The organism is Corynebacterium camporealensis (assembly GCF_000980815.1).
Classification (GTDB): Bacteria; Actinomycetota; Actinomycetes; order Mycobacteriales; family Mycobacteriaceae; genus Corynebacterium; species Corynebacterium camporealense.
The window spans coordinates 1,999,151-2,021,964 of sequence record NZ_CP011311.1; the positions used below are offsets into that span (position 1 = coordinate 1,999,151).

Genomic DNA, 22,814 nt, shown 5'->3' on the forward strand with positions numbered 1-22,814 from the left:
CATCGGGGCTGCAATGATTTCTGTTATGTAGTAGGTTTCCTGGCTATGGAAAATTTGCAAAACTTCCTCGACACCATCGGCGGAGTGGTGTGGGGGCCGTTCGTTCTCATCCCTCTCTTGCTCGGTACCGGTCTCTGGCTGACTATTCGCCTGGGTGCGCTGCAGTTTCGCACCTTAGGTCGCGCTATGCGTCATGCTTTTGCGGACCAATCAGAAGACAAGTCCAGTGACGGCGATATTTCCAACTACCAGGCACTAACCACCGCGCTGGCCGCAACGGTTGGTGTGGGCAACATCGTCGGTGTGGCCACCGCCCTTTCCATCGGTGGCCCCGGCGCACTGTTGTGGATCTGGATTACTGGTCTAGTCGGTATGGCCTCGAAGTACTCCGAGGCCTACCTGGGTGTGCGTTTCCGTACCACCGACGCCAAGGGCGAGCAGGCCGGCGGCCCGCAGTACTACCTCAAGCGCGGCATCAAGGGCCCACTGGGCACCGTGCTGGCAACTTCTTTTGCCATCTTCGCCGTGTTTGCCTCCTTCGGTATTGGCAACCTTACCCAGGGCAACGCCGTGGCCAGCAACATGGAGTCCACGTTCGGCGTGACCCCGGTGGCAACCGGTGCCCTGCTGTTCATCCTGGTTGGCTCCGTGCTGCTGGGTGGCATTAAGTCCATCGGCCGTATCACCTCGGCCTTCGTGCCGCTGATGATCATCATCTACGTCGTCGGCGGCATCGTGGTGCTGCTGATCAACATCGCTGACCTGCCTTCCGCACTCGCGCTGGTCTTTACCGATGCCTTCACCGGCACCTCCGCTGCAGGTGGCTTCGTTGGCTCCACCATGATGATGGCCATCCAGTACGGTGTTGCCCGCGGTATCTTCTCCAACGAGTCCGGTATGGGTTCGGCCGCTATTGCTGCAGCCGCCGCCAGGACCCCGCACCCGGCACGTCAGGGCCTGGTGTCTATGACCCAGACTTTCATCGATACCCTCATCGTGGTCTCCATTACCGGCCTGGTCATCGTCGTCACCGGCACCTGGCAGATGGACCGCGACGAAGCCGGCATCATGACCGCCGAAGCCTTCTCCCACGGCCTGCCAGGCCACTGGGGCGGTACCGTCGTGTCGCTGTCGATCATCTTCTTCGCCTTCTCCACCATCGTCGCCTGGGCATACTACGGCGAGCGCTCCCTGGAGTCCCTGGTCGGCCGCGCCGGTACGGTTCCTTATCGCATGGTCTTTACCACCGTCGTCTTCGTCGGTGCCGTCTCCGAGCTGGAGCTCGCGTGGTCCTTCTCCGACCTGGCCAACGGCCTGATGGCTATCCCGAACCTGATTGGCCTGCTCATCCTCTCCGGCCTCATTGCCCGCGAGACCAAGGCCTACCTCAAGTTCGATCCGAAGCTGAACAAGCCAGTCGAGGACGTCGAGGAGTTCGTCAAACAACAGGGCATGGATTGGAAGTAGCATGTAATCCATGCGTGAAGCTTTCGTAGTCGGGTCGGGCGCTGCTCTAGGCGTCACGGCCCGCTATTTTTTATCCCTCGCCTTAGGTGGCGGGCTGTGGCCCCTGCTGCTCATCAACATTGCAGGCAGCTTTGCGATGGGCTACTTCCGCCCCGGTCCCTTCCTCGGCACCGGAGTACTCGGCGGGTTTACGAGCTTCGCGGCCTTTGCTTTCCTCACCTCCGAGCTCACCCCACTGGGCGTACTCGGCTACGTCCTGGCTACTGCTATCGGTTGCATTGGCTCCTACCTGCTAGGAGATAAGCTGCGATGATTCTGCTTGGTCTCTTACTCGGCGGCTTTATCGGCGGTGTCCTCCGCTATCTGTTCAGCCGCCTACTCCCCGGCCCTCCCGGTACCTTCGCCGCCAACATGCTCGGCTGCCTCGCGCTCGGCTTGACGATGGGCTTTCTCTACCTCACCCAGACCGCCTCAGCCGACCTGGTCTATGCCACCGCTGCCGCGGGCCTTGCCGGTGGGCTCTCTACTTGGTCCACCCTGGCTAGGGAACTGGGAGACATGCTAAAAGCCAAGAGATACCGCGACTTGTGCGTCTATCTCTTGGCTTCGGTGGCGATTGGAATTATCTGTGCTGCGCGCGGCACCATCTGGGCCGCGCGCATCTACAACGGTCTTTAATCCGCAATCGCGTCCAGCGGCGGGGTCTTTGCCGCGCGCTGGGCTGGCCAGATGGCCGCGACTACGCCGACGACTGCCGAGCCGACCAGGATGATGGCCAGCTGACCCCACGGCACGGTGGCCTGCTCCAAGCCTTCGCCGGAGAGTACCTCGATGAAGGCCCAGCCGAGGCCCAGGCCCATGAGCATGCCCATCACAGCACCGAAGATGGCGATCTGGACCGCCTCGAGGGTAATCATGGTCCGCACCTGTCGACGCTGCGTACCCACCGCACGCAACATACCGATCTCCTGGCGGCGCTCAATCACGCCCAGGGTCAGGGTATTCACGATGCCCAGGACCGCAATGATGACTGCCAGTGCCAGCAGTGCGTAGAGGATAGCCAGCATCTGGTCGATAAGGTCACCGGCCTGGCCTGCGAACTCATCCGAGGACATGACCTGGACAACCACGAGGTCCTTGACGGATTCCTCCAGGTTGGTGCGCAACTGCTCGAGGTCGAAGCCCTCTTCGGCATTCACACCGACCATCGCGATATTCGATGCGCCCGGCGGCACAACTTCATCGGCCAGCGACTTCGCGATGACCATATTCTCAATCACGTTGTTCGGCTCGAAGGTACCGACCAGCTCAGCATCCACGCTTTGGCCAGTTGGCCCTGCCAGCGGGTAGGACTCGCCGACCTGCCAACCGTGCTCGGCCGCAAAGTCAGTCGTGGCCAGGAAGCCCGGGGTCGCATCCAGGTCGGCATCGCCTTCTGCGATATCGAGCTGGACGACGTTACCCGGGTTGCCATCAGCAACCATGCTCATCGAGTGCGGGCCAAAGGCCATGGACGCCTGACCGTCCACGGTGGCCGGTGCAGTCGATAGCGCGATGACCTCGCCGGCACCCTCAGCCTCGCGGGCAGCATCTGGGGTCTCATTCGGCGTTGGGAAGTTACCCGAGGTCGGACCGGTCAACAGGTAATCAGAGCTGATCGTTTCATCGACAATGCCGTCCACAGAGGACTTCATCGTCGCACCCAGCATGCCAATCGCGGTCACCAGCGCCACACCCAGCGTCAGCGCGAAGGCGGTGGCGGCGGTACGACGCGGGTTACGCTTCGCATTCGTGGACGCGAGTGCACCAATAGCACCGAATGGCTTACCGATGACCTTGCCGAGCACCGGCGCAATCGGCAGCGACAACGCCGGACCTGCCAGGAAGAAGCCCACGATGAGACCGAAGGCGCCCAAGCCGACGAGGATGGCACGGGTGCTGGTTTCGGCATCGGAAAGCACTGCACCTGCGATAGCAAAGGCAATGCCTGCCACCATCATGATGCCGCCGACGATGGTGCGGCCCAGCAGCGAGGAACCCGCAGCGGACTCGGTGGTGCGCATGGCCTCGACCGGCTCGACAGCACCTGCGCGACGGGCCGGAGCCCACGCGGAAATCACCGTGACGACGGTACCCAGCAGCAGCGGCACGACGACCGCGCTGACCGACAGGCCCAGTCCGCTATCAAACGGCATGCCTTGGGCGCCCATGACTGCCTTGATGATGGCCACCAGACCCATGCCGGCAACCACACCGACGGCGGAGCCCACCAGGCCCACCAGAACTGACTCGACGACCACCGAATTAGTAATCTGGCGACGCGACGCACCCAGTGCTCGCAGCAGCGCGAACTCCTTGGTGCGCTGGGCGACAATCATGGAGAAGGTATTGGCAATGATGAAGGTGCCCACCAGCAGCGCAATCAGGCCGAAAGCGATGAGGAAGTAGTTCACGAACTGCAGCGCGGAGGAGACCATATCGGCCATCTCTTCGGCGAGCTTCTCACCAGATTCCGCCTCGACGTCATAGGTGGCGTTGAGGTGATCCACCAGCTCGTCCGGGTCCACGCCCTCAGCACCGGAGACCTTCAGACGCTCGGAGTTACCATACTTGTCGACGAAGTCCGGCTCGGCCATCTGCAGAATAATCGCACTGCCCTGGTCCACCGCCGGCTTCACGATGCCATCGACGGTCATCGTGTCACGCTTATCCGGGTGCACCACGACGAGCTCGTCGCCAACAGCAATGCCGTACTGCTCTGCAGCAGAGTCATTGATGACGACGTGGTTTTCACCGGAAGGCGCGTTGCCCTCAACGATTTCGCCTGGCTCACCCACCGATTGCTCAGGCGGGTAGTACAGCGTCAGGCTGGAGGTGCCGCCACCGGTCTGGAAGGCCTCGGCGTCCTCGTTGGCGACGACGATGGTCTGGCTGCTTTCCATGTTGACGTTGCCAACTTGGTCATCGGCAGCAATCTCATCGCGCATCTCCTGGTCCAGGATCGGACCATCCTCGGACTTGGACACCGCGACATCCACACCGGTAAACGCGTTGCTGACAGCGGAATCGAACGTCTGCGACAGCGAGTTGGTGAACATGAAGGAACCAGCGATAAACGCCGTTCCCAGCACCACCGCGAGCAGCGTCAACATGAGACGCAGCTTGTGCGCGAGAATATTGCGCACAGAAACCTTGCGCATAGTCGAACCTGATGCCATTAGCTTTCGATCTCCGCCATTACTCGGTGGATGGATTCCATGGTCGGGTTGTGCAGCTCATTGACCAAGCGGCCGTCAGCCAGGAAAACCACGCGGTCAGCGTAGCTAGCCGCCTTGGCATCGTGGGTCACGATAACCACAGTCTGGTTATCCTTATCCACAGCGGTGCGCAGAATATCTAGCACCTCTGCCGAGGAATTCGAGTCCAAGTTGCCGGTCGGCTCATCACCGAAGATGATCTCTGGACGGGACACCAGCGCACGGGCACAGGCCACACGCTGCTGCTGACCACCCGACAGCTCTGCCGGACGATGCTTCAAACGCTGCGCCAGGCCCAGACGAGTAGTCACCTCGCCGAACCATTCCTTGTCCAGCTTCTTGCCGGCAATATCGGTGGGCAGCGTGATGTTCTCTGCTGCCGTAAGCGTCGGCACCAAGTTGAAGGACTGGAAGATAAAGCCCAGTCGGTCACGACGCAGCTGGGTGATCTCCTTGTCGTTCAGACGCGACATGTCAGTATCACCGATGAAGGCCGAACCACTGGTAACAGAGTCCAGACCAGCCATCGTGTGCATCAGCGTCGACTTACCCGAACCCGAGGGGCCCATGATGGCAGTGAACTGATTGCGACCGAACTCCAGCGACACGTGGTCGAGTGCGGTGACAGCCGTATCACCCTGGCCGTACTGCTTAAACAGGTCAACCGCGCGCGCCGCCGCGACTACTTCAACTTTTTCATGAGAATTTTCCACCAGTGCAGCTTATCAAAATCACACCCGTTTACAATATGCACAACTATTAACTACTACCTGCGACAAAGCCACTTCACAGCCCACAGCCAGCAACCAGTCCCCCACCCCAGTTTCCTGGGCACAATGCCAGCCAAACCCCCGCACACAGATCCACCCACCTAGACGATCAAATTACCCAACAGTGCCTTTAATATCGGCCGGGGAAGCACCTTCACCCCGAACTAGTTGCGCAAGTTCCTGACGAATAAGGCAAAAAATTGGCCTATGTAGGCCCAGGATTCGTCAGGAACTTACGGCAGTAGCCCCAGTTGAAGCGGATCTAAAACTGCGAAAAGACGGCCGGCCCGAACACCGTGTGGTGTTCAGACCGGCCGTCTACGACGTATTGAGTTATGTGTGTGTTTAGTGTCGGCGGTAACTTACTCTCCCACACCCTCCCGAGTGCAGTACCATCAGCGCGACGCAGGCTTAGCTTCCGGGTTCGGAATGGGTACCGGGCGTTTCCCTGCCGCTATGAACCACCGACAAACTTCTGAGACATCCTAGTCTCGCACCCTTGTGTTGGGTGTTGTGTCAGATACTGCATAGTGGACGCGACAACCATGAACCCTTGAATGGTTACAGACGATTGTTATCTTGTTTTGTTTGTTTACCTTCGCATGTAGGTTGGGTGTTTTGGTGTTTGTTTTGGTCTATTAGTACCAGTAAACTACACAGCTTGCGCTGCTTCCATATCTGGCCTATCAACCCCATAGTCTTTAGGGGACCTCAAATGAAACCTCATCTTAAAACAGGCTTCCCGCTTAGATGCTTTCAGCGGTTATCCCTTCCGTACGTAGCCAACCAGCCATGCCACGGGCGTGACAACTGGCACACTAGAGGTACGTCCGTCCCGGTCCTCTCGTACTAGGGACAGCCTTTTTCAAGTTTCAACGCGCGCGGCGGATAGAGACCGAACTGTCTCACGACGTTCTGAACCCAGCTCGCGTGCCGCTTTAATGGGCGAACAGCCCAACCCTTGGGACCTACTCCAGCCCCAGGATGCGACGAGCCGACATCGAGGTGCCAAACCATCCCGTCGATATGGACTCTTGGGGAAGATCAGCCTGTTATCCCCGGGGTACCTTTTATCCGTTGAGCGACACCACATCCACAAGTAGGTGCCGGATCACTAGTCCCGACTTTCGTCCCTGCTCGACTTGTAAGTCTCACAGTCAAGCTCCCTTGTGCACTTACACTCACCACCTGATTGCCAACCAGGCTGAGGGAACCTTTGGGCGCCTCCGTTACATTTTGGGAGGCAACCGCCCCAGTTAAACTACCCACCAGGCACTGTCCCCAACCCAGATCATGGGCCAAGGTTAAGGTGCTCAATCCGATCAGAGTGGTATTTCAACAACGACTCCACCACCACTAGCGTGATAGTTTCATAGTCTCCCACCTATCCTACACAAACCGAACCAAACACCAATACCAAGCTATAGTGAAGGTCCCGGGGTCTTTTCGTCCTGCCGCGCGTAACGAGCATCTTTACTCGTAGTGCAATTTCACCGGGCCTGTGGTTGAGACAGCAGAGAAGTCGTTACGCCATTCGTGCAGGTCGGAACTTACCCGACAAGGAATTTCGCTACCTTAGGATGGTTATAGTTACCACCGCCGTTTACTGGGGCTTAAATTCTCAGCTTCGCCACAAAGTGACTAACCGGTCCTCTTAACCTTCCAGCACCGGGCAGGCGTCAGTCCATATACATCAACTTAAAAGTCTTCGCATGGACCTGTGTTTTTGATAAACAGTCGCTTCTCTCTATTCTCTGCGACCCCACAACGCAACAACTACCGAATGGTAGAGCACGTCGTGTGGTCCCCCTTCTCCCGAAGTTACGGGGGCATTTTGCCGAGTTCCTTAACCACAGTTCACCCGAACGCCTTAGTATKTTCAACCTGACTACCTGTGTCGGTTTAGGGTACGGGCCATATACACACATCGCTAGAGGCTTTTCTTGACAGTACAGGATCACCAACTTCRCYCSCATRGRGCTACGCRTCACGCCTCGATGTCATGTGGTGCGGATTTACCTACACCACCATCTGCACGCTTACACCAACAATCCAATAAGTGGCATGGCTACCAACCTGTGTCACCCCATCGCTTGAACCACACATCAGGCCCCACGACATCAACCACAACATCACTCAAAGAGTGATACTAARGTATCCGCGGTGGTTAGTATCAGTGCTTTATCAGGGGCGCGTGTATACGGGTACCAGAATATCAACTGGTTGTCCATCGACTACGCCTGTCGGCCTCGCCTTAGGTCCCGACTCACCCTGGGAAGACGAACTTGACCCAGGAACCCTTAGTCATCCGGCGGTAAGGATTCTCACCTTACAATTCGTTACTCATGCCTGCATTCTCACTCGCACACACTCCACGCCTCCTCACGGTAACGCTTCAACGCATGTACGACGCTCCCCTACCCAACAACAAAAGTTGTTGCCGCGGCTTCGGCGGTGTGCTTGAGCCCCACTACATTGTCGGCGCAGAACCACTCGACCAGTGAGCTATTACGCACTCTTTCAAGGATGGCTGCTTCTAAGCCAACCTCCTGGCTGTCTTCGCGATCCCACATCCTTTTCCACTTAGCACACCCTTAGGGGCCTTAACCGGCGATCTGGGCTGTTTCCCTTTCGACTATGAAGCTTATCCCCCACAGTCTCACTGCCGTAGAACACAAATTAGTGGCATTCGGAGTTTGGCTGATGTTGCTAAGATTGTAGTCCCGCTCAACCAACCAGTCGCTCTACCTCCACCAAGCTACTACGACGCTGCACCTAAATGCATTTCGGGGAGAACCAGCTATCACGGAGTTTGATTGGCCTTTCACCCCTACCCACAACTCATCCCCGCAGTTTTCAACCTACGTGGGTTCGCGCCTCCACGACGTCTTACCATCGCTTCACACTGGCCATGGGTAGATCACCCCGCTTCGGGTCCAGGACATGCCACTAAYWACACCCCATTAGGATTCGGTTTCCCTACGGCTACCCCACACGGGTTAACCTCGCGACATGCCGCTGACTCGCAGGCTCATTCTTCAAAAGGCACGCCATCAGCCACAAAAGRGCCTCTGACGGATTGTAAGCACATGGTTTCAGGAACTATTTCACTCCCCTCCCGGGGTACTTTTCACCATTCCCTCACGGTACTATCCACTATCGGTCAGTATAAGTATTTAGGCTTACCGGGTGGTCCCGGCAGATTCACAGCAGATTCCACGAGCCCGCTGCTACTCGGGCAACCCAACAACCAGTATGCATTAGCCTTCAACTACAGGACTCTCACCTTCTCCGGTAGACCATTCCAAGCCTTTTCATCTAACCAACACACAAACCAGCAACGCAGTGGTAGCTACGTAACATCAAGCGCCCACAACACCGCACACACAACCCCTACCAAGTATCACATGCATACGGTTTAGCCTCATCCACGTTCGCTCGCCGCTACTAGCAGAATCATTATTATTTTCTCTTCCTACGGGTACTAAGATGTTTCACTTCCCCGCGTCAACCCCCACACAGCTATGAATTCACCATGTAGTAACCACCCATAACGATGGCCAGGTTTCCCCATTCGGACATCCTCGGATCAACGCTTAATTGACAACTCCCCGAGGCTTAACGCAGCCTTTCACGTCCTTCATCGGCTCACACTGCCAAGGCATCCACCATGCGCCCTTTGTAACGAACACACAAAACACCTACAACAAAGAATAAACACAAAAAATAAACACCCAGAACAAACAAGCTCTGAGCATCTATAGAGATAAAATCACACAACCAACAACACATACATACTGCACGGCAACATGTAAATGGTGCTGGTCGATGCTCGCGTCCACTATACAGTTCTCACACAACACACCCACCAACCAAACAACCACCACCATGTACGTGGTTATCCGTGTTTGTGGGGTWACACAAGGAGCGATGATGCCCCAGACACCCAACAATGCACCAATACCGCCCAACTGACAAACAGTTGAACACTYTATTTCTTTKWATCGTTGTGGTCCGTGAGTGGACTTGTTTGTGTTTGTTGGTCTTGTGGTATGTCTCCACCCGATTAACTATGCGGTGGCAGTACCACGTGCGGGTACATCAACCAACCAATGCCCACAACTGTGRGACTTTTTTAATGCTCCTTAGAAAGGAGGTGATCCAGCCGCACCTTCCGGTACGGCTACCTTGTTACGACTTCGTCCCAATCGCCGATCCCACCTTCGACAGCTCCCTAAACGAGTTTGGGCCACTGGCTTCGGGTGTTACCAACTTTCATGACGTGACGGGCGGTGTGTACAAGGCCCGGGAACGTATTCACCGCAGCATTGCTGATCTGCGATTACTAGCGACTCCGACTTCATGGGGTCGAGTTGCAGACCCCAATCCGAACTAAGGCCGGCTTTCAGCGATTCGCTTAACCTCACAGTCTCGCTGCGCGTTGTACCGACCATTGTAGCATGTGTGAAGCCCTGGACATAAGGGGCATGATGATTTGACGTCATCCCCACCTTCCTCCGAGTTGACCCCGGCAGTCTCTCATGAGTCCCCACCACTACGTGCTGGCAACATAAGATAAGGGTTGCGCTCGTTGCGGGACTTAACCCAACATCTCACGACACGAGCTGACGACAACCATGCACCACCTGTGAACCAGCCACAAGGGAAACCATATCTCTATGGCGATCTGGTACATGTCAAGCCCAGGTAAGGTTCTTCGCGTTGCATCGAATTAATCCACATGCTCCGCCGCTTGTGCGGGCCCCCGTCAATTCCTTTGAGTTTTAGCCTTGCGGCCGTACTCCCCAGGCGGGGCGCTTAATGCGTTAGCTACGGCACGAACCCCGTGGAAGGGACTCACACCTAGCGCCCACCGTTTACGGCATGGACTACCAGGGTATCTAATCCTGTTCGCTACCCATGCTTTCGCTCCTCAGCGTCAGTTACTGCCCAGAGACCTGCCTTCGCCATCGGTGTTCCTCCTGATATCTGCGCATTTCACCGCTACACCAGGAATTCCAGTCTCCCCTACAGCACTCAAGTTATGCCCGTATCGCCTGCACGCCCGAAGTTAAGCCCCGGGATTTCACAGACGACGCGACAAACCACCTACGAGCTCTTTACGCCCAGTAATTCCGGACAACGCTCGCACCCTACGTATTACCGCGGCTGCTGGCACGTAGTTAGCCGGTGCTTCTTATCCAGGTACCGTCACAAAACGCTTCGTCCCTGGCGAAAGGAGTTTACAACCCGAAGGCCGTCATCCCCCACGCGGCGTCGCTGCATCAGGCTTGCGCCCATTGTGCAATATTCCCCACTGCTGCCTCCCGTAGGAGTCTGGGCCGTATCTCAGTCCCAATGTGGCCGTACACCCTCTCAGGCCGGCTACCCGTCGACGCCTTGGTAGGCCATTACCCCACCAACAAGCTGATAGGCCGCAGGCTCATCCTACACCGAAAAAACTTTCCAACCATCACACCAAAGATGGCTCCTATCCGGTATTAGACCCAGTTTCCCAGGCTTATCCCGAAGTGCAGGGCAGATCACCCACGTGTTACTCACCCGTTCGCCACTCGAGTACCCCCAGCAAGCTAGGGGCCTTTCCGTTCGACTTGCATGTGTTAAGCACGCCGCCAGCGTTCGTCCTGAGCCAGGATCAAACTCTCCACAAAAAATCCACACACGAAAAGCAAAGCCTTCCGTGAATCAGAAAAATAAAGGCCGTGAAAAGCCCAAACCTAGACAAACAAACCAAACACGCAGAACACAAAGTGTTCTACATATACTGGCTTAAAAAATTACTACATAAAGAATAAACTCGACCAGCCTCCTACCCGACGGGGTACAAGCAAGGCTGGCACATGACCTACTGATAAACAGTAAAACCCATGCTGGTTAACCCTTAGCATGTAGCCGGTAAAGAAAATTATTAATTCTATTTCAATGACACCCTCAAAACCGAAAGGCACCATCCGGCACACACCAACACCACCACCCATATGAGATGATGGCACCAACACAAGTCCACCTACAGCAGACCACAACAAAAATAAGTATTGGCACACTATTGAGTTCTCAAACATCATACGCACACCCGAATCAGAAGTACTTACCTCCTCATCTGAGCGACTCGAACTAACTTACCGGAACAACTTTTTTAAAGTCAAATCCGAACATCATCAGCCCGTCAACCACCAGTTAACCTCCCGGCCACCTCGCGGCTGCCTGGATTAATGTAGTAGGTCGTTTAAACATACACAAATCCCCAGGTCACGACAGTGAACTGGGGATTGTTGAACGATTAGTATTCCTCTTCCTGCGTGCGCTCAATGGTAGCGCCGAGGCTTTGGAGATTTTCTACGAAGTTCGGGTAACCGCGGTCGATGTGAAAGACATCGTGCACGGTGGTTTCTTCATCGGCACACAGTGCAGAGAGCACCAGTCCCGCGCCGGCGCGGATGTCGGAGCTCCACAGGTGGGTAGAAGACAAGCTTTCTTGTCCACGGATGACGACGTGATGTCCGTCGACTTGAGCATCGGCGCCGAGGCGCAGCATTTCATCGACGAAGCGGAAGCGGGATTCGAAGACGTTCTCGGTAATCACGGAGGTGCCTTCGGCAACGGCGGATAGTCCGATGGCCATGGGCTGCAGGTCCGTGGGGAATCCCGGGAAAGGCAGAGTCTGGTAGTCGACGGCGGCAGGGCGCTTGTCGATCTTGACGCGGAAACCGTTCTCGTAGGTTTCGATATCGCAGCCGGCGGACTTCAGCTTCTGCAGGGGCAGGTGCAGGTGACGTGGTGCGATGCCGGTAACGGTGACATCGCCGCGGGTCATTGCAGCGGCGTATGCCCAGGTGCCAGCGACGATGCGATCGCCGACGACGGAATGCTCAGTGGGGTGCAGCTTGTCGACGCCGCGGATAGTGATCGTGGAGCTGCCTTCGCCCTCGATGTCCGCGCCCATGGATTTGAGCATCAGGCACAAGTCGACGATCTCAGGTTCGCGGGCGGCGTTATGCAGGACGGTTTCGCCATCGGCAAGCACTGCGGCCGTCAGGATGTTCTCGGTGGCGCCAACAGATGGGAAGTCGAGTTTGATCTGTGCGCCGTGCAGGCCCTCGGCCTCCGCAACGACGGCGCCGTGCTCGATGCGGGTGCTTGCACCCATCTTTTCCAGACCGGACTGGTGCATATCGAGTGGGCGGGAGCCAATGGCGTCACCACCAGGAAGTGCCACCTTGGCGCGACCACAACGTGCGGTCAGTGGGCCAAGCACGCAGACGGATGCGCGGAATTGGCGCACGGCACCGAAATCGGCATCGGAACGCAAGCTTTCCGGAGTAGTAATGCGGACCGTGGAGCCATCAATGTCCACGGTGCAGCCCAAGCCTTCCAAGACCTTGCGCATTAAAGGCACGTCCAGGATCTCTGGGCAGTTAGTCAGGGTGGTTGTTCCCTCGGCCAACAGGGCCGCAGCCATGAGCTTTAAGACACTATTTTTTGCGCCATCCACCTTGACGATGCCAGCCAGGCGGGCGCCTCCAGAGACAATAAATTGGTCTTTCACGCAACCCAACCTACCGCGAATCAGGGCAACGCGCCGATGCGGCGTGCCGCATTCACAGCCTCGTAACGAGTGTGTGCGCCCAACTTGCGCATCACAGAGCGCAGATAGGACTTCACGGTTTCGGCACCGATGCCCATCTCTTCGGCGGCCTCGACGTTGGTGTGGCCAAGTGCAACGCAGGAGAGCACGTCCAGCTCACGAGCAGAGAGCTTGGTCGACTGCTTCACCCGCACTGGGGAGACCATCTGATCGCAGAGCGATTCCAGTTCCTTGCGCAGGTCCTCGTCCTCCACGCGGCTAGCCAGCATACGCAGCTTGGAGTGAGTGGAACGCACCTGCTCCCACTCGGCACCCTTCATGGTGTGACCGCGGTTGTTGCCGCCCTTGCCGCCCTCGGCGCGTCGTAAAGCAGAATTGACCGCCAGGTCCTGCTCCAAGGAACGAGCAGTCATGGTGACTTCTTCAATGACCTTGTCACCCAGGCGGACCGGGGAATGGACGCCGACATACAGGACGCCGCGGATTTCGCGCTGGACTGTCACTGGCACCGCAACGATGGAGTGCAGCCCCTCGTCTTGAATGGCGCGGTCATGCTCGTGGGAAATGGTGGTCGCGCGAGTGTAATCAGAAACACCGACTGCGCGGCGGGTGCTAATCACGCGGCCACCGACGCCGACGCCAGAGTCGATGATGATGTTCTGCAGCGCCGGAGTGCGCAGTCCCACCCACTGGGTGATCTGCAAACGATTATCCGGCAGCAGCGTGCCATACATTGTCACCGGAATACCGGTTGCGGTCTTTAGTGAAGATAACGCCGCGCGTACGGCCTCGTCATCATCTTTCAGGCGATGCTGCTCCATCATCCTTCTCCTCGTCGGGGGTAACCAAATAGGGACACCCGGATCCACCCAGCAATGCGGGCTCAAACCAAGATTTTGTTGCAGTATAACGACCCCACGGGGGTAAGGGTTAATCCGACCCAGTCACAAGCGTCACACAAGCACCTAAACAGGCTGTCTAGAATTTAAAGACCGCTTGGTCTACAACGATGGTGTATGGTCAGGAAGGTAGCAAAGAACCCTATCTACAAAGGAGGCCCTTTCAGTGGCTGTATACGACAACATTCTGGACACCATCGGCGGCACCCCTCTGGTTCGCCTGAACCGCATTAGCGAGGGCAAGGGTGCAACCATCCTGGCCAAGCTGGAGTCTTTCAATCCGGCAAACTCGGTCAAGGACCGCATCGGCAAGGCAATTGTCGACGCCGCTGAGAAGTCCGGCGAGCTGAAGCCGGGCGGCACCATTGTCGAGGCAACCTCCGGTAACACCGGTATCGCCCTGGCACTGGTGGGTGCAGCTCGCGGCTACAAGGTCATCCTGACCATGCCGGAGACCATGTCCAACGAGCGCAAGGTCCTGCTGCGCGCTTACGGTGCAGAGCTCATCCTCACCCCGGGCGCTGCAGGTATGCAGGGTGCTGTGGACAAGGCCAACGAGATCGTTGAGTCCAACGACAACGCCATCCTGGCTCGCCAGTTCGGCAACGAAGCTAACCCGGCTATCCACGAGGCCACCACCGGCCCAGAGCTGTGGGAAGACACCGAGGGCAACATCGACGCTCTGGTTGCTGGCATCGGCACCGGCGGCACCATCACCGGCGCTGGCCGCTACCTGCGCTCCAAGAAGGACGACATCTTCCTGGCAGGCGTCGAGCCGGCAGCCTCCCCACTGCTGACCGAGGGCAACGCTGGCCCGCACAAGATTCAGGGTCTGGGCGCAAACTTCGTCCCGGGCATCCTGGACCGCAGCCTGCTTGACGATGTCTTCACCGCCACCAACGAAGAATCCGTCGAGTGGGCACGCAAGCTGGCCACCGAAGAAGGCCTGCTGGTCGGTATCTCCTCCGGCGCTAACCTGTCCGCTGCTCTGAAGCTGGCTGACCGCCCAGAGTTCGAGGGCAAGACCATCGTTGTGGTCCTGCCGGACTTCGGTGAGCGCTACGTCTCCACCATCCTCTTCGACGACATCCGCGACGCCTAGTTAAGGCCTAGTTGTCGATACTGCACCCACCTTTCTAGGTGGGTGCTTTTTATTAGCCGATAGGATTGGCCCCATGAACCCGTTTAACATCATTAAAACCATCCGCGAGGACCTCGCCAACGCCAGGGATCACGATCCGGCTGCGCGTGGCGATGTCGAAAATGCCATCGTTTATTCCGGCCTGCACGCTATTTGGGCGCACCGCGTAGCCCACTGGCTGTGGAAGACCGGCTGGCGCGGCCCCGCCCGCGTCTTAGCCCAATTCACGCGCTTCCTAACCGGCGTGGAAATCCACCCGGGCGCGACCATTGGCCGCCGTTTCTTCATCGACCACGGCATGGGCATCGTGATCGGCGAAACCGCCGAGATTGGCGACGGCGTGATGCTCTACCACGGCGTCACCCTCGGCGGTCAGGTACTCACGCAGACCAAGCGCCACCCCACTATTGAGTCCAACGTGACCATCGGTGCCGGTGCTAAGGTCCTTGGCCCGATTACCATCGGCAGCGGCTCCGCAGTGGGCGCTAACGCCGTGGTGACCAAGGACGTGCCAGCCGAGCACATCGCCACCGGCATCCCGGCTAAGAACCGTCCGCGCAAGAAGGACGAGCGCATCAAGCTCGTCGACCCGGACTACTACATCTAAGCCACGAGTTTTTGATACTCCGGCTGCTTTTCCACAAAGCGTGCTACTGCTGAGCAGCTAGTGTGGATGCGGTGGCCGGATGCGGCGACATCGTCAAGCGCTGCTTTAATCAACGGCTTCGATAGACCCTGCCCCTGGAAGGCGGGGTCTATTTCTGTATGGTCAAAGTCTAAGACGCCCTCACACGGCGTATAAGCGGCAAATCCGGCCGTCGTGCCGTCGACAGTAATGACGTAGCGGTGGTTGTCTGCATCATGCGTAATATCCATGCCGCCCCATGGTAGCCAAAAAGCCCCTTCCGTAATGGAAGGGGCTTATGGTGGCCAGAGCCAGGATCGAACTGGCGACCCCACACTTTTCAGGCGTGTGCTCTACCGACTGAGCTATCTGGCCAGAAGCCACTAGGTGACTTCGGCGACCCTGACGGGACTTGAACCCGCGACCTCCGCCGTGACAGGGCGGCGCGCTAACCAACTGCGCCACAGGGCCAATATTTTGTTATCCGTGCCCTTGGGCACGAACAGTTACTTTACAGAACACTCTAACTTGGGCACAAATCCCCACTTCACACCGCATTTTCAGCCCCGCACGCACTGCTTTACGATGCCGCCGGCGGGAAGCACCCGCCAGCGAGAAGACGGACCCGTCGGCAGTTGCAACTGGCGGCACGCAAAAAGCCGGTCCTCGCAATGAGAACCGGCTTGAATGCGACCCTGACGGGACTTGAACCCGCGACCTCCGCCGTGACAGGGCGGCGCGCTAACCAACTGCGCCACAGGGCCTTTTGTTGAAGAAAAGAATTCTTCGTACCCCCAACGGGATTCGAACCCGTGCCGCTGCCGTGAAAGGGCAGTGTCCTAGGCCGCTAGACGATGGGGGCCAGTCGCTCTTGGCGACTCTTAAGAAATATACTGGAGGAGTTAGTCATATACAAAATCGCTGCCCCAAGAAGGGAAAATACCGTGCCTGACCAGCACCAAACCTGTTCTTGCCACGAGCCCCATTCACATGGGTACAACGCGTCGGACGAATCCAAGCGCAAGTACCTAGCGCGGCTCAAGCGCATCGAGGGGCAAACCCGCGGCATTCACCGCATGATCAATGAAGACCAGTACTGCATCGACATCATTACCCAGATTTCCGCGGTAACCTCCGCACTCGAGAACGTCTCCCTCGCGCTGCTTGAGGATCACATCGCCCACTGCGTGACGGGTGCCGCCGCCGAAGATGGCGAACTCGCTGCGGAAAAGCTCGATGAAGCGATGCGCGCTATCAAGAAGCTCGTCAAAAATTAAAGAATCCTCATCTCGGCTTCATCCTGGCTTCATCTGCCCAAACGACACTTTAATTAGTGTTAGCGTGAACATAACCAGCCAGGAGTTGCCATGAAAAGTTTCGCCGTTCAGAAAGTCGTCCCGCTGACGATCATCGCAGGCGTCATCGCTGCGCTCTTTTTCATCGGCAACGCCCTAGCCCGGGACCCCGAACCCCCTAAGCCGCACTCCCCTTCCGCGGCAGTCACGGTCACCGAAACCGCCACCTCGACCACGTCCTCGGAAGAATCCACGACGTCTTCCCCACCATCCACGGCAGAATCAGAAGATTCTGCCCCAGCCCGCGAACCCGCGCCCGCCCCAGTCACGCCGCAGGCTCCGCTGTACTACCAGGACCTCGACGATGACGATTGGGACGACGACTGGGATGACGATGACTGGGACGATGACGACGACGATGACTGGGATGACGATTAACCGCCATGCCGAAGCCTAAGAGATCTATTGCGTGGCGGATTATCGCCTGGAACGTCGCCATCGTCCTGGTTGCGCTCGCGGCGGTGGTCATGCTGACCGATACCGTGCGCCGCGCGGAAATCGCCACGGCCGCCAACCACGATGTCGAACAGGAAATCTCCCAGTTCACTGAGTTCGCCACCGCCGGCACCAACCCCGAGACCGACGAGTCTTTTAGCAGCTCCCAGGAACTGCTGGAGTCCTACCTGCGCCAGCAGGTGCCCAAGACCGGTGAGTCCATGTTCGCGCTTGTCGATGGGCAGCTGGTGCGCCAGATTGTCGCCGATGCCACTCCCCTGCGGCAGGAGGTGGTGCGGGAGGTGCAGGGGGCATCGCAAAGCACGGGCGTGCTCGAGCTTAACGATGCCGGCTTTGCCCACTGGGGCCGCGTCTCCGTCGAGGCAGCCACCCCGGCCGTCTTCGCCGTTAGCTTGGACACCTCCGCCCAGCACGAGCAGGTCACCCACCAAACCCGGTTGTTCTTGCTCATGGCGCTCGGCATCGCTGCCGTGACGGGCTTGTTGGCGTGGTTGAGTGCGCAGCGCATCGTCAGGCCCATTCGCAAGCTTTCTGCCGTGACCGCCGAGATTTCCGATACCAACCTCACCCGCCGGGTTCCCGTGCGCGGCAAGGACGAGATTGCGCAGCTGGCCACGCGCTTTAACGACATGCTCGACCGCATCGACCACGCCTATAGCGCGCAGCGACAGTTCCTCGATGACGCCGGCCACGAACTGCGCACGCCCATCACCGTCGTGCGCGGGCACCTGGAATTGCTGCCTTCCGCCGACGAAGAACAGCGCGAGCGCTCCATGGAGATGTGTTTCTCTGAGCTCGACCGCATGAGCCGGATGGTCAACAGCCTCATCACGCTCGCCAAGGCGGAAAAGTTCATGGAACGCCGTCCCACCGACTTAAGCGACTGGTTCATCGAGCTCGAGGACAAAGCAGAGATGCTCTCAGAGCGCCGTACGTACGTGACAGAGCTTCCCGAGGGCGAAGCCGACATTGACCCTGACCGCGTCACTGAGGCCGTCTTAGAGCTCGTCTCAAACGCCGTGAAGTACACCGACGGGCCCATTGAGATCTCCGGCCGCGTCGTCGGCGACAAGCAACTCAAAATCACCGTCCGCGACGAAGGCCCCGGCATCACCGCCGAGGAACAAAAGAAAGTATTTGAGCGCTTCCACCACAGCGGCAACTCCAGCGGCCTCGGCTTGGCCATCGTCGAATCCATCGCGCACAGCCACGGCGGGCGCGCCTGGGTACGCTCTACCCCACCGGATGGCGCCACCTTCGGCCTGACCATCCCGCTGCGAAAGGAGACAGCATGAACCACATCCTGGTTGCTGAAGACGAAGTAGGCATCGCGGAGTTCCTCAAGCGCGGGTTCATCGACGCCGGCTACGAGTGCACTGTCGTCGACAACGGCCCCGCCGCCTTCGCCCAGGCCCGCAGCGGCGACGTTGACCTCATGGTCCTCGATCTCGGCCTGCCGCACATGGACGGCGTCGACGTGCTCAGCGAACTACGCGCCCTCAAGGTTGACCTGCCCATCATCGTGCTTACCGCCCGCACCAGCCTCCCGGACCGCCTCCGCGTCCTCCAAGGTGGTGCCGACGATTACATGGCCAAACCCTTCCTCTTCGCCGAACTGCTCGCCCGCGTGCAACTGCGCTTAGCGACGAAAACATCCACCCCCGACGACAAACTCACCCACGGCGACCTCTTGCTCGACCTGCACACCCACCGCGCACAGCTTGCCGATGGCCCCTGGATCGAACTATCCAGCCGCGAATTCAAACTCCTAGAGGTCTTCCTCCGTCACCCCGGCCAAGTCCTCTCGCGCGCCCAACTACTCTCCCAAGTCTGGGAAATGGACTTCGATCCTGGCTCCAACGTCGTCGACGTCTACATCCGCACCCTGCGCAAGAAGATTGGCGCCGAGCGCATCCAAACCGTCCGCGGCGCCGGCTACCTCCTCGCCGATTAACCCCCGACGCAACGAACCCCAGATCAAAAATGACCTGGGGTTTGTTGTGCTGTGGGCCCTGCGGGGATCGAACCCGCGACCTGCGGATTAAAAGTCCGTAGCTCTACCAGCTGAGCTAAAGGCCCAACGCGGAACTAGTTTAGTATCTCCGCTACCCAAAAGAGAAATAGCCCACCACTTAAGCCGTGCCCTCGGCTGGAACCTTCTTCTTTTGCACCATGACGGACAAAACAAACACCACCACCGCGACAACAACGGTCGCCGGATACGGCGATTCGACGTTCAGCAGGATGACGGTCAGATACGTAACTAGGGCTGCAAGCAGCGCCACGGCTGCACTCTTTATTGCAATTTTCATTATGTGATAACTGTACACCCCAACGAAGATGTTGGCATGGGAAAAAAGACCTGACCCGGTGAGATACCGGAATCAGGCCCTTAAAGTTCACGCGCTTCAATTAGCCGCGCATATCGCCCTTCTCGGCAAAGTTGATCTGGAAGTCGAAGGCGGTCTTCAGATCGTGCGGGGTGTGGATGAACTTGTTTTCCTTAGCGCGCTCGAAGTACTCCTCCAGCAGCGGACGGTAGTCCGGGTGAGCCACGGAGATAACCTTCTCGACGCGCTCCTTCGGAGCCAGGCCACGCAGGTCAGCAACGCCGTACTCGGTGATGATGACCATCGTGTCGTGCTCGGTGTGGTCGGTGTGGGACACGAAAGGCACGATGGCGGAGATGGCGCCATCCTTGGCGATGGACGGCGAGACGAAGGTGCTGATGTAAGCGTTACGGGTGAAATCGCCCGAACCGCCGGTGCCGTTCATGATGCGGGAGCCACCAACGTTGGTGGAGTTGATGTTGCCGTAGATGTCGCCCTCGATCATGCCGTTGGACGAAATCAGGCCAACGCGGCGGATGACCTCCGGGTGGTTGGAGACCTGCTGCGGACGCAGGATGATGTGCTTTGCGTAGTAATCAGCCTGGTCGTTCATCTTGTCCGCGTACTCCGGGGACAGTGCGAACGAGGTAGCAGATGCCATGGTCATCTTGCCGGCGTCGATCAGGTCGAGCATGCCGTCCTGGATAACCTCGGTGTAAGCCTGGATGTTCTCGAACTTGGAGTCCAGCAGGCCTGCCATCACAGCGTTCGGGACATTGCCGACACCGGACTGCATGATGAACTTGTCGTAGTCGAGGCGGCCAGCGGCAACCTCGCCCTCGAGGAACTCGATGAAGTTCGCAGCGATCTTCTCGGAAACCTCATCCGGCTCCTTGAACGGTGCGTTGCGGTCCGGAGCGTTGGTCTCGACAACAGCGACGACCTTCTCCTGCGGAATCTCGATGTACTCGGTACCTACGCGGTCGCCCGGCTTGGTGATCGGGATTGGCTGACGGTTAGGCAGCTTCTCGATGCGGTAGATATCGTGCATGCCCTGCAGGTCCTCGGACTGCCAGGAGTTGACCTCGATGATGATCTTGTCGGCAGCGTCGATGTACTCCAGGTTATTGCCCACTGCGGAGGAAGGAATAATGTTGCCATCCTCCAGAATGCGGACAGCCTCAATGATGGCGACATGGAACTCGCCGTAGAAGCCCTCCTCGACCTGCTGGCCGGAGTGGGACAGGTGGATGTCCTGGTACAGGGTGGTGCCGTCGTTGAACTGCTCGCGCAGCTTCGGATCGGAGTTGTACGGGGTACGGAAGCGGATGGCCTCAGCCTCGGCGAGCACGCCGTCGCAGTCCGGAGCGGTGGAAGCGCCGGAGAAGACGTCGATCTTGAACTCCTCGCCCTTGGCGTGGGCAGCCTTAGCCTTCTCCGCGATTGCGGTCGGCAGGGCCTTCGGGTAGCCAGCACCGGTGAAGCCGGAGATACCGACTCGGTCACCATTGTTTACGTGCTTGGCTGCTTCCTCAGCGGAAACAACGAGATCCTGGTAGGCCGCGATCCTATTGCTCAAAATTTCCTCCTATTTAGTAGGGGCATAAGACCCCCGTTACGGGGTCGCCCATTTAGTTACACGCACCACATTAGCGAAGTTTCGCGAAGATTACACGAAAGTTCGTTAACTCTGGTGCCCCCGAAAGTGAAGTTGCCTCCCCCGCTTCGGAGGTAGCACAATAAGCGACGTGACTCTGTCTATTGGCAATATTGAATTATCCTCTCCGGTCGTCTTAGCCCCCATGGCGGGCGTGACGAACGTGGCTTTCCGCATGCTCTGCCGCGAGCAGGAAATTCAACGCACCGGAACCGTCTCCGGCCTTTATGTCTGCGAGATGGTGACCGCCCGCGCCTTGGTCGAGCGCAATGAGAAAACCATGCGCATGACCACTTTCGACCCGGCAGAAAATCCGCGCTCGCTGCAGCTGTACACCGTCGATCCGGAATATACGTACAAAGCTGCGAAGATGATCGTCGATGAAAATCTGGCTGATCACATCGATATGAACTTCGGCTGCCCGGTTCCCAAGGTCACCCGTCGCGGCGGTGGTTCAGCCCTTCCTTATAAACGTCGTCTTTTCGGAAATATCGTGGCTGCAGCGGTCAAAGCCACCGAAGGTACTGACATTCCGGTCACCGTAAAAATGCGCATCGGCATTGACGATGAGCACCACACGCATCTCGATGCCGGCCGCATCGCCGTCAATGAGGGGGCCGCCGCCGTCGCTTTGCACGGTCGCACCGCCGCCCAGCGCTACTCCGGCCAGGCCCGTTGGGATGAGATTGCACGCCTTAAGGAACACTTGGCAGATAGCGATGTCCCGGTGCTCGGCAATGGCGACATCTTTAAGGCCACCGATGCTGCCCGCATGATGGAAGAAACCGGCTGCGATGGCGTCGTCGTCGGCCGTGGCTGCCTGGGCCGCCCCTGGTTGTTCGCGGAGCTGTCTGCTGCCCTGCGCGGCGAGGAGATTCCAGCGGAGCCGACGCTGGGTGAGGTCACTCGGATCATCGTCAGGCATGCGCACCTGCTGGCCGATCATGAGGGCGAGCACCACGCCTGCCGCGATATTCGCAAGCACATCGGCTGGTATCTGCGCGGTTTCCCGGTCGGCGGCGAGGTCCGCGCGGGCTTAAGCCGCGTTAACTCCCTGGCCGAGCTCGACGACCTGCTCGCACCGTGGGCAGACTCCGATGCATTAGCTGACGATGCCGCCGGCCCCCGCGGCCGCCAAGGCTCCCCTGCCAAGGTCGCCCTTCCCGACGGCTGGCTGGATGACCCCGAGGACGAGGCCGTGCCGGAGGGCGCTGAAATTATGCACTCCGGCGGATAAGCGCAATTCGCACA

The 22,814-nt window shown here is 58.3% G+C and carries 17 protein-coding genes, 5 tRNA genes and 3 rRNA genes; 10 read left to right on the top strand and 15 right to left on the bottom strand.

Annotation, left to right across the window (positions count from 1 at the left end):
- Positions 1–45 precede the first annotated feature (45 nt).
- From UL81_RS09340 to UL81_RS09350, 3 genes are read left to right on the top strand one after another with little or no spacing between them, the layout of a single operon-like run.
- Positions 46–1,467: an alanine/glycine:cation symporter family protein gene (locus tag UL81_RS09340; protein ID WP_035105508.1), complete on the top strand. Its 1,422-nt coding sequence runs from the start codon at positions 46–48 to the stop codon at positions 1,465–1,467.
- 10 nt (positions 1,468–1,477) lie between these two features.
- Entirely contained in the window at positions 1,478–1,780 is a 303-nt protein-coding gene (locus UL81_RS09345; protein WP_035105509.1) for a fluoride efflux transporter family protein, read from the top strand.
- Complete coding sequence (locus tag UL81_RS09350; protein WP_035105510.1) at positions 1,777–2,145, top strand: FluC/FEX family fluoride channel; 369 nt, start codon at positions 1,777–1,779, stop codon at positions 2,143–2,145. Before UL81_RS09345 ends, UL81_RS09350 begins: the two co-directional genes overlap by 4 nt.
- On the opposite strand, the gene UL81_RS09355 is transcribed toward UL81_RS09350, so the two are convergent.
- The 7 genes from UL81_RS09355 to ramA all read right to left on the bottom strand — a co-directional run bounded on the left by UL81_RS09355 (position 2,142) and on the right by ramA (position 13,921).
- The gene (locus UL81_RS09355; RefSeq protein WP_046453521.1) at positions 2,142–4,685 is read right to left on the bottom strand and encodes an ABC transporter permease; all 2,544 of its coding nucleotides are present in this window, start codon (positions 4,683–4,685) and stop codon (positions 2,142–2,144) included. The genes UL81_RS09350 and UL81_RS09355 overlap by 4 nt on opposite strands.
- Positions 4,685–5,437 (bottom strand): ABC transporter ATP-binding protein, encoded by a 753-nt coding sequence (locus UL81_RS09360; RefSeq protein ID WP_035105511.1) that lies wholly within the window; start codon positions 5,435–5,437, stop codon positions 4,685–4,687. Before UL81_RS09360 ends, UL81_RS09355 begins: the two co-directional genes overlap by 1 nt.
- Before the next feature lie 406 nt (positions 5,438–5,843).
- A 5S ribosomal RNA gene (rrf, locus tag UL81_RS09365) occupies positions 5,844–5,963 on the bottom strand.
- 150 nt (positions 5,964–6,113) lie between these two features.
- A 23S ribosomal RNA gene (locus UL81_RS09370) occupies positions 6,114–9,186 on the bottom strand.
- 457 nt (positions 9,187–9,643) lie between these two features.
- Positions 9,644–11,166: ribosomal RNA gene (locus UL81_RS09375) — 16S ribosomal RNA — on the bottom strand.
- The 16S, 23S and 5S rRNA genes sit together here, the layout of an rRNA operon.
- 629 nt (positions 11,167–11,795) lie before the next feature.
- Entirely contained in the window at positions 11,796–13,061 is a 1,266-nt protein-coding gene (gene murA, locus UL81_RS09380; RefSeq protein WP_046453522.1) for a UDP-N-acetylglucosamine 1-carboxyvinyltransferase, read from the bottom strand.
- 20 nt (positions 13,062–13,081) lie between these two features.
- Positions 13,082–13,921: an acetate metabolism transcriptional regulator RamA gene (gene ramA / locus UL81_RS09385; RefSeq protein ID WP_046453523.1), complete on the bottom strand. Its 840-nt coding sequence runs from the start codon at positions 13,919–13,921 to the stop codon at positions 13,082–13,084.
- A gap of 244 nt (positions 13,922–14,165) precedes the next feature.
- Here ramA and cysK point away from each other — a divergent pair, with 244 nt between their 5' ends.
- Both cysK and epsC read left to right on the top strand, forming a co-directional pair.
- Positions 14,166–15,101: a cysteine synthase A gene (gene cysK / locus UL81_RS09390; protein ID WP_046453524.1), complete on the top strand. Its 936-nt coding sequence runs from the start codon at positions 14,166–14,168 to the stop codon at positions 15,099–15,101.
- Between the two features lie 73 nt (positions 15,102–15,174).
- Positions 15,175–15,747: a serine O-acetyltransferase EpsC gene (gene epsC / locus UL81_RS09395; RefSeq protein ID WP_046453525.1), complete on the top strand. Its 573-nt coding sequence runs from the start codon at positions 15,175–15,177 to the stop codon at positions 15,745–15,747.
- Here epsC and UL81_RS09400 read toward each other — a convergent pair.
- The 5 genes from UL81_RS09400 to UL81_RS09420 form a co-directional block, all read right to left on the bottom strand.
- Complete coding sequence (locus UL81_RS09400) at positions 15,744–16,016, bottom strand: GNAT family N-acetyltransferase (RefSeq protein WP_035104545.1); 273 nt, start codon at positions 16,014–16,016, stop codon at positions 15,744–15,746. The genes epsC and UL81_RS09400 overlap by 4 nt on opposite strands.
- A gap of 48 nt (positions 16,017–16,064) precedes the next feature.
- A tRNA-Phe gene (locus UL81_RS09405) sits at positions 16,065–16,140 on the bottom strand.
- 22 nt (positions 16,141–16,162) lie between these two features.
- A tRNA-Asp gene (locus UL81_RS09410) sits at positions 16,163–16,236 on the bottom strand.
- A 219-nt stretch (positions 16,237–16,455) separates the two neighbouring features.
- Positions 16,456–16,529 (bottom strand) — tRNA-Asp (locus tag UL81_RS09415).
- Between the two features lie 25 nt (positions 16,530–16,554).
- Positions 16,555–16,627: transfer RNA gene (locus UL81_RS09420), tRNA-Glu, on the bottom strand.
- Positions 16,628–16,709: 82 nt separating this feature from the next.
- On the opposite strand from UL81_RS09420, the gene UL81_RS12085 reads away from it, so the two are divergent.
- The 4 genes from UL81_RS12085 (at position 16,710) to UL81_RS09440 (ending at position 19,530) form a co-directional block, all read left to right on the top strand.
- Positions 16,710–17,042 carry a metal-sensitive transcriptional regulator gene (locus UL81_RS12085; protein ID WP_035104543.1) on the top strand — a complete coding sequence of 111 codons (333 nt, stop codon included), beginning with the start codon at positions 16,710–16,712 and terminating at the stop codon, positions 17,040–17,042.
- A 90-nt stretch (positions 17,043–17,132) separates the two neighbouring features.
- Positions 17,133–17,498: a hypothetical protein gene (locus UL81_RS09430; RefSeq protein WP_035104540.1), complete on the top strand. Its 366-nt coding sequence runs from the start codon at positions 17,133–17,135 to the stop codon at positions 17,496–17,498.
- A 5-nt stretch (positions 17,499–17,503) separates the two neighbouring features.
- Positions 17,504–18,871, top strand: coding sequence for a sensor histidine kinase (locus UL81_RS09435; RefSeq protein WP_035104537.1), 1,368 nt, complete (start codon positions 17,504–17,506; stop codon positions 18,869–18,871).
- Positions 18,868–19,530: a response regulator transcription factor gene (locus tag UL81_RS09440; RefSeq protein WP_035104535.1), complete on the top strand. Its 663-nt coding sequence runs from the start codon at positions 18,868–18,870 to the stop codon at positions 19,528–19,530. Before UL81_RS09435 ends, UL81_RS09440 begins: the two co-directional genes overlap by 4 nt.
- Before the next feature lie 52 nt (positions 19,531–19,582).
- Here UL81_RS09440 and UL81_RS09445 read toward each other — a convergent pair.
- From UL81_RS09445 to UL81_RS09450, 3 genes are all read right to left on the bottom strand, one after another.
- A tRNA-Lys gene (locus UL81_RS09445) sits at positions 19,583–19,655 on the bottom strand.
- 53 nt (positions 19,656–19,708) lie between these two features.
- Complete coding sequence (locus UL81_RS11905) at positions 19,709–19,861, bottom strand: hypothetical protein (protein WP_158407909.1); 153 nt, start codon at positions 19,859–19,861, stop codon at positions 19,709–19,711.
- A 127-nt stretch (positions 19,862–19,988) separates the two neighbouring features.
- A complete protein-coding gene (locus tag UL81_RS09450; protein WP_035104532.1) occupies positions 19,989–21,485 on the bottom strand; it encodes a succinate CoA transferase in 1,497 nt (498 codons plus the stop codon).
- Between the two features lie 169 nt (positions 21,486–21,654).
- Between UL81_RS09450 and dusB the strand changes: the two genes are divergently transcribed.
- Positions 21,655–22,800 (top strand): tRNA dihydrouridine synthase DusB, encoded by a 1,146-nt coding sequence (gene dusB / locus UL81_RS09455; protein WP_035104530.1) that lies wholly within the window; start codon positions 21,655–21,657, stop codon positions 22,798–22,800.
- Positions 22,801–22,814: the final 14 nt, after the last annotated feature.

What these genes read in the sequence shown, in the direction of transcription:
- UL81_RS09340 (WP_035105508.1), top strand. Translation starts at nt 46, where the DNA reads ATGGAAAATTTGCAAAACTTCCTCGACACCATCGGCGGAGTGGTGTGG.
- UL81_RS09345 (WP_035105509.1), top strand. Translation starts at nt 1,478, where the DNA reads ATGCGTGAAGCTTTCGTAGTCGGGTCGGGCGCTGCTCTAGGCGTCACG.
- UL81_RS09350 (WP_035105510.1), top strand. Translation starts at nt 1,777, where the DNA reads ATGATTCTGCTTGGTCTCTTACTCGGCGGCTTTATCGGCGGTGTCCTC.
- UL81_RS09355 (WP_046453521.1), bottom strand. Translation starts at nt 4,685, where the DNA reads ATGGCATCAGGTTCGACTATGCGCAAGGTTTCTGTGCGCAATATTCTC.
- ramA (WP_046453523.1), bottom strand. Translation starts at nt 13,921, where the DNA reads ATGGAGCAGCATCGCCTGAAAGATGATGACGAGGCCGTACGCGCGGCG.
- epsC (WP_046453525.1), top strand. Translation starts at nt 15,175, where the DNA reads ATGAACCCGTTTAACATCATTAAAACCATCCGCGAGGACCTCGCCAAC.
- UL81_RS09400 (WP_035104545.1), bottom strand. Translation starts at nt 16,016, where the DNA reads ATGGATATTACGCATGATGCAGACAACCACCGCTACGTCATTACTGTC.
- UL81_RS09430 (WP_035104540.1), top strand. Translation starts at nt 17,133, where the DNA reads ATGAAAAGTTTCGCCGTTCAGAAAGTCGTCCCGCTGACGATCATCGCA.
- UL81_RS09435 (WP_035104537.1), top strand. Translation starts at nt 17,504, where the DNA reads ATGCCGAAGCCTAAGAGATCTATTGCGTGGCGGATTATCGCCTGGAAC.
- UL81_RS09440 (WP_035104535.1), top strand. Translation starts at nt 18,868, where the DNA reads ATGAACCACATCCTGGTTGCTGAAGACGAAGTAGGCATCGCGGAGTTC.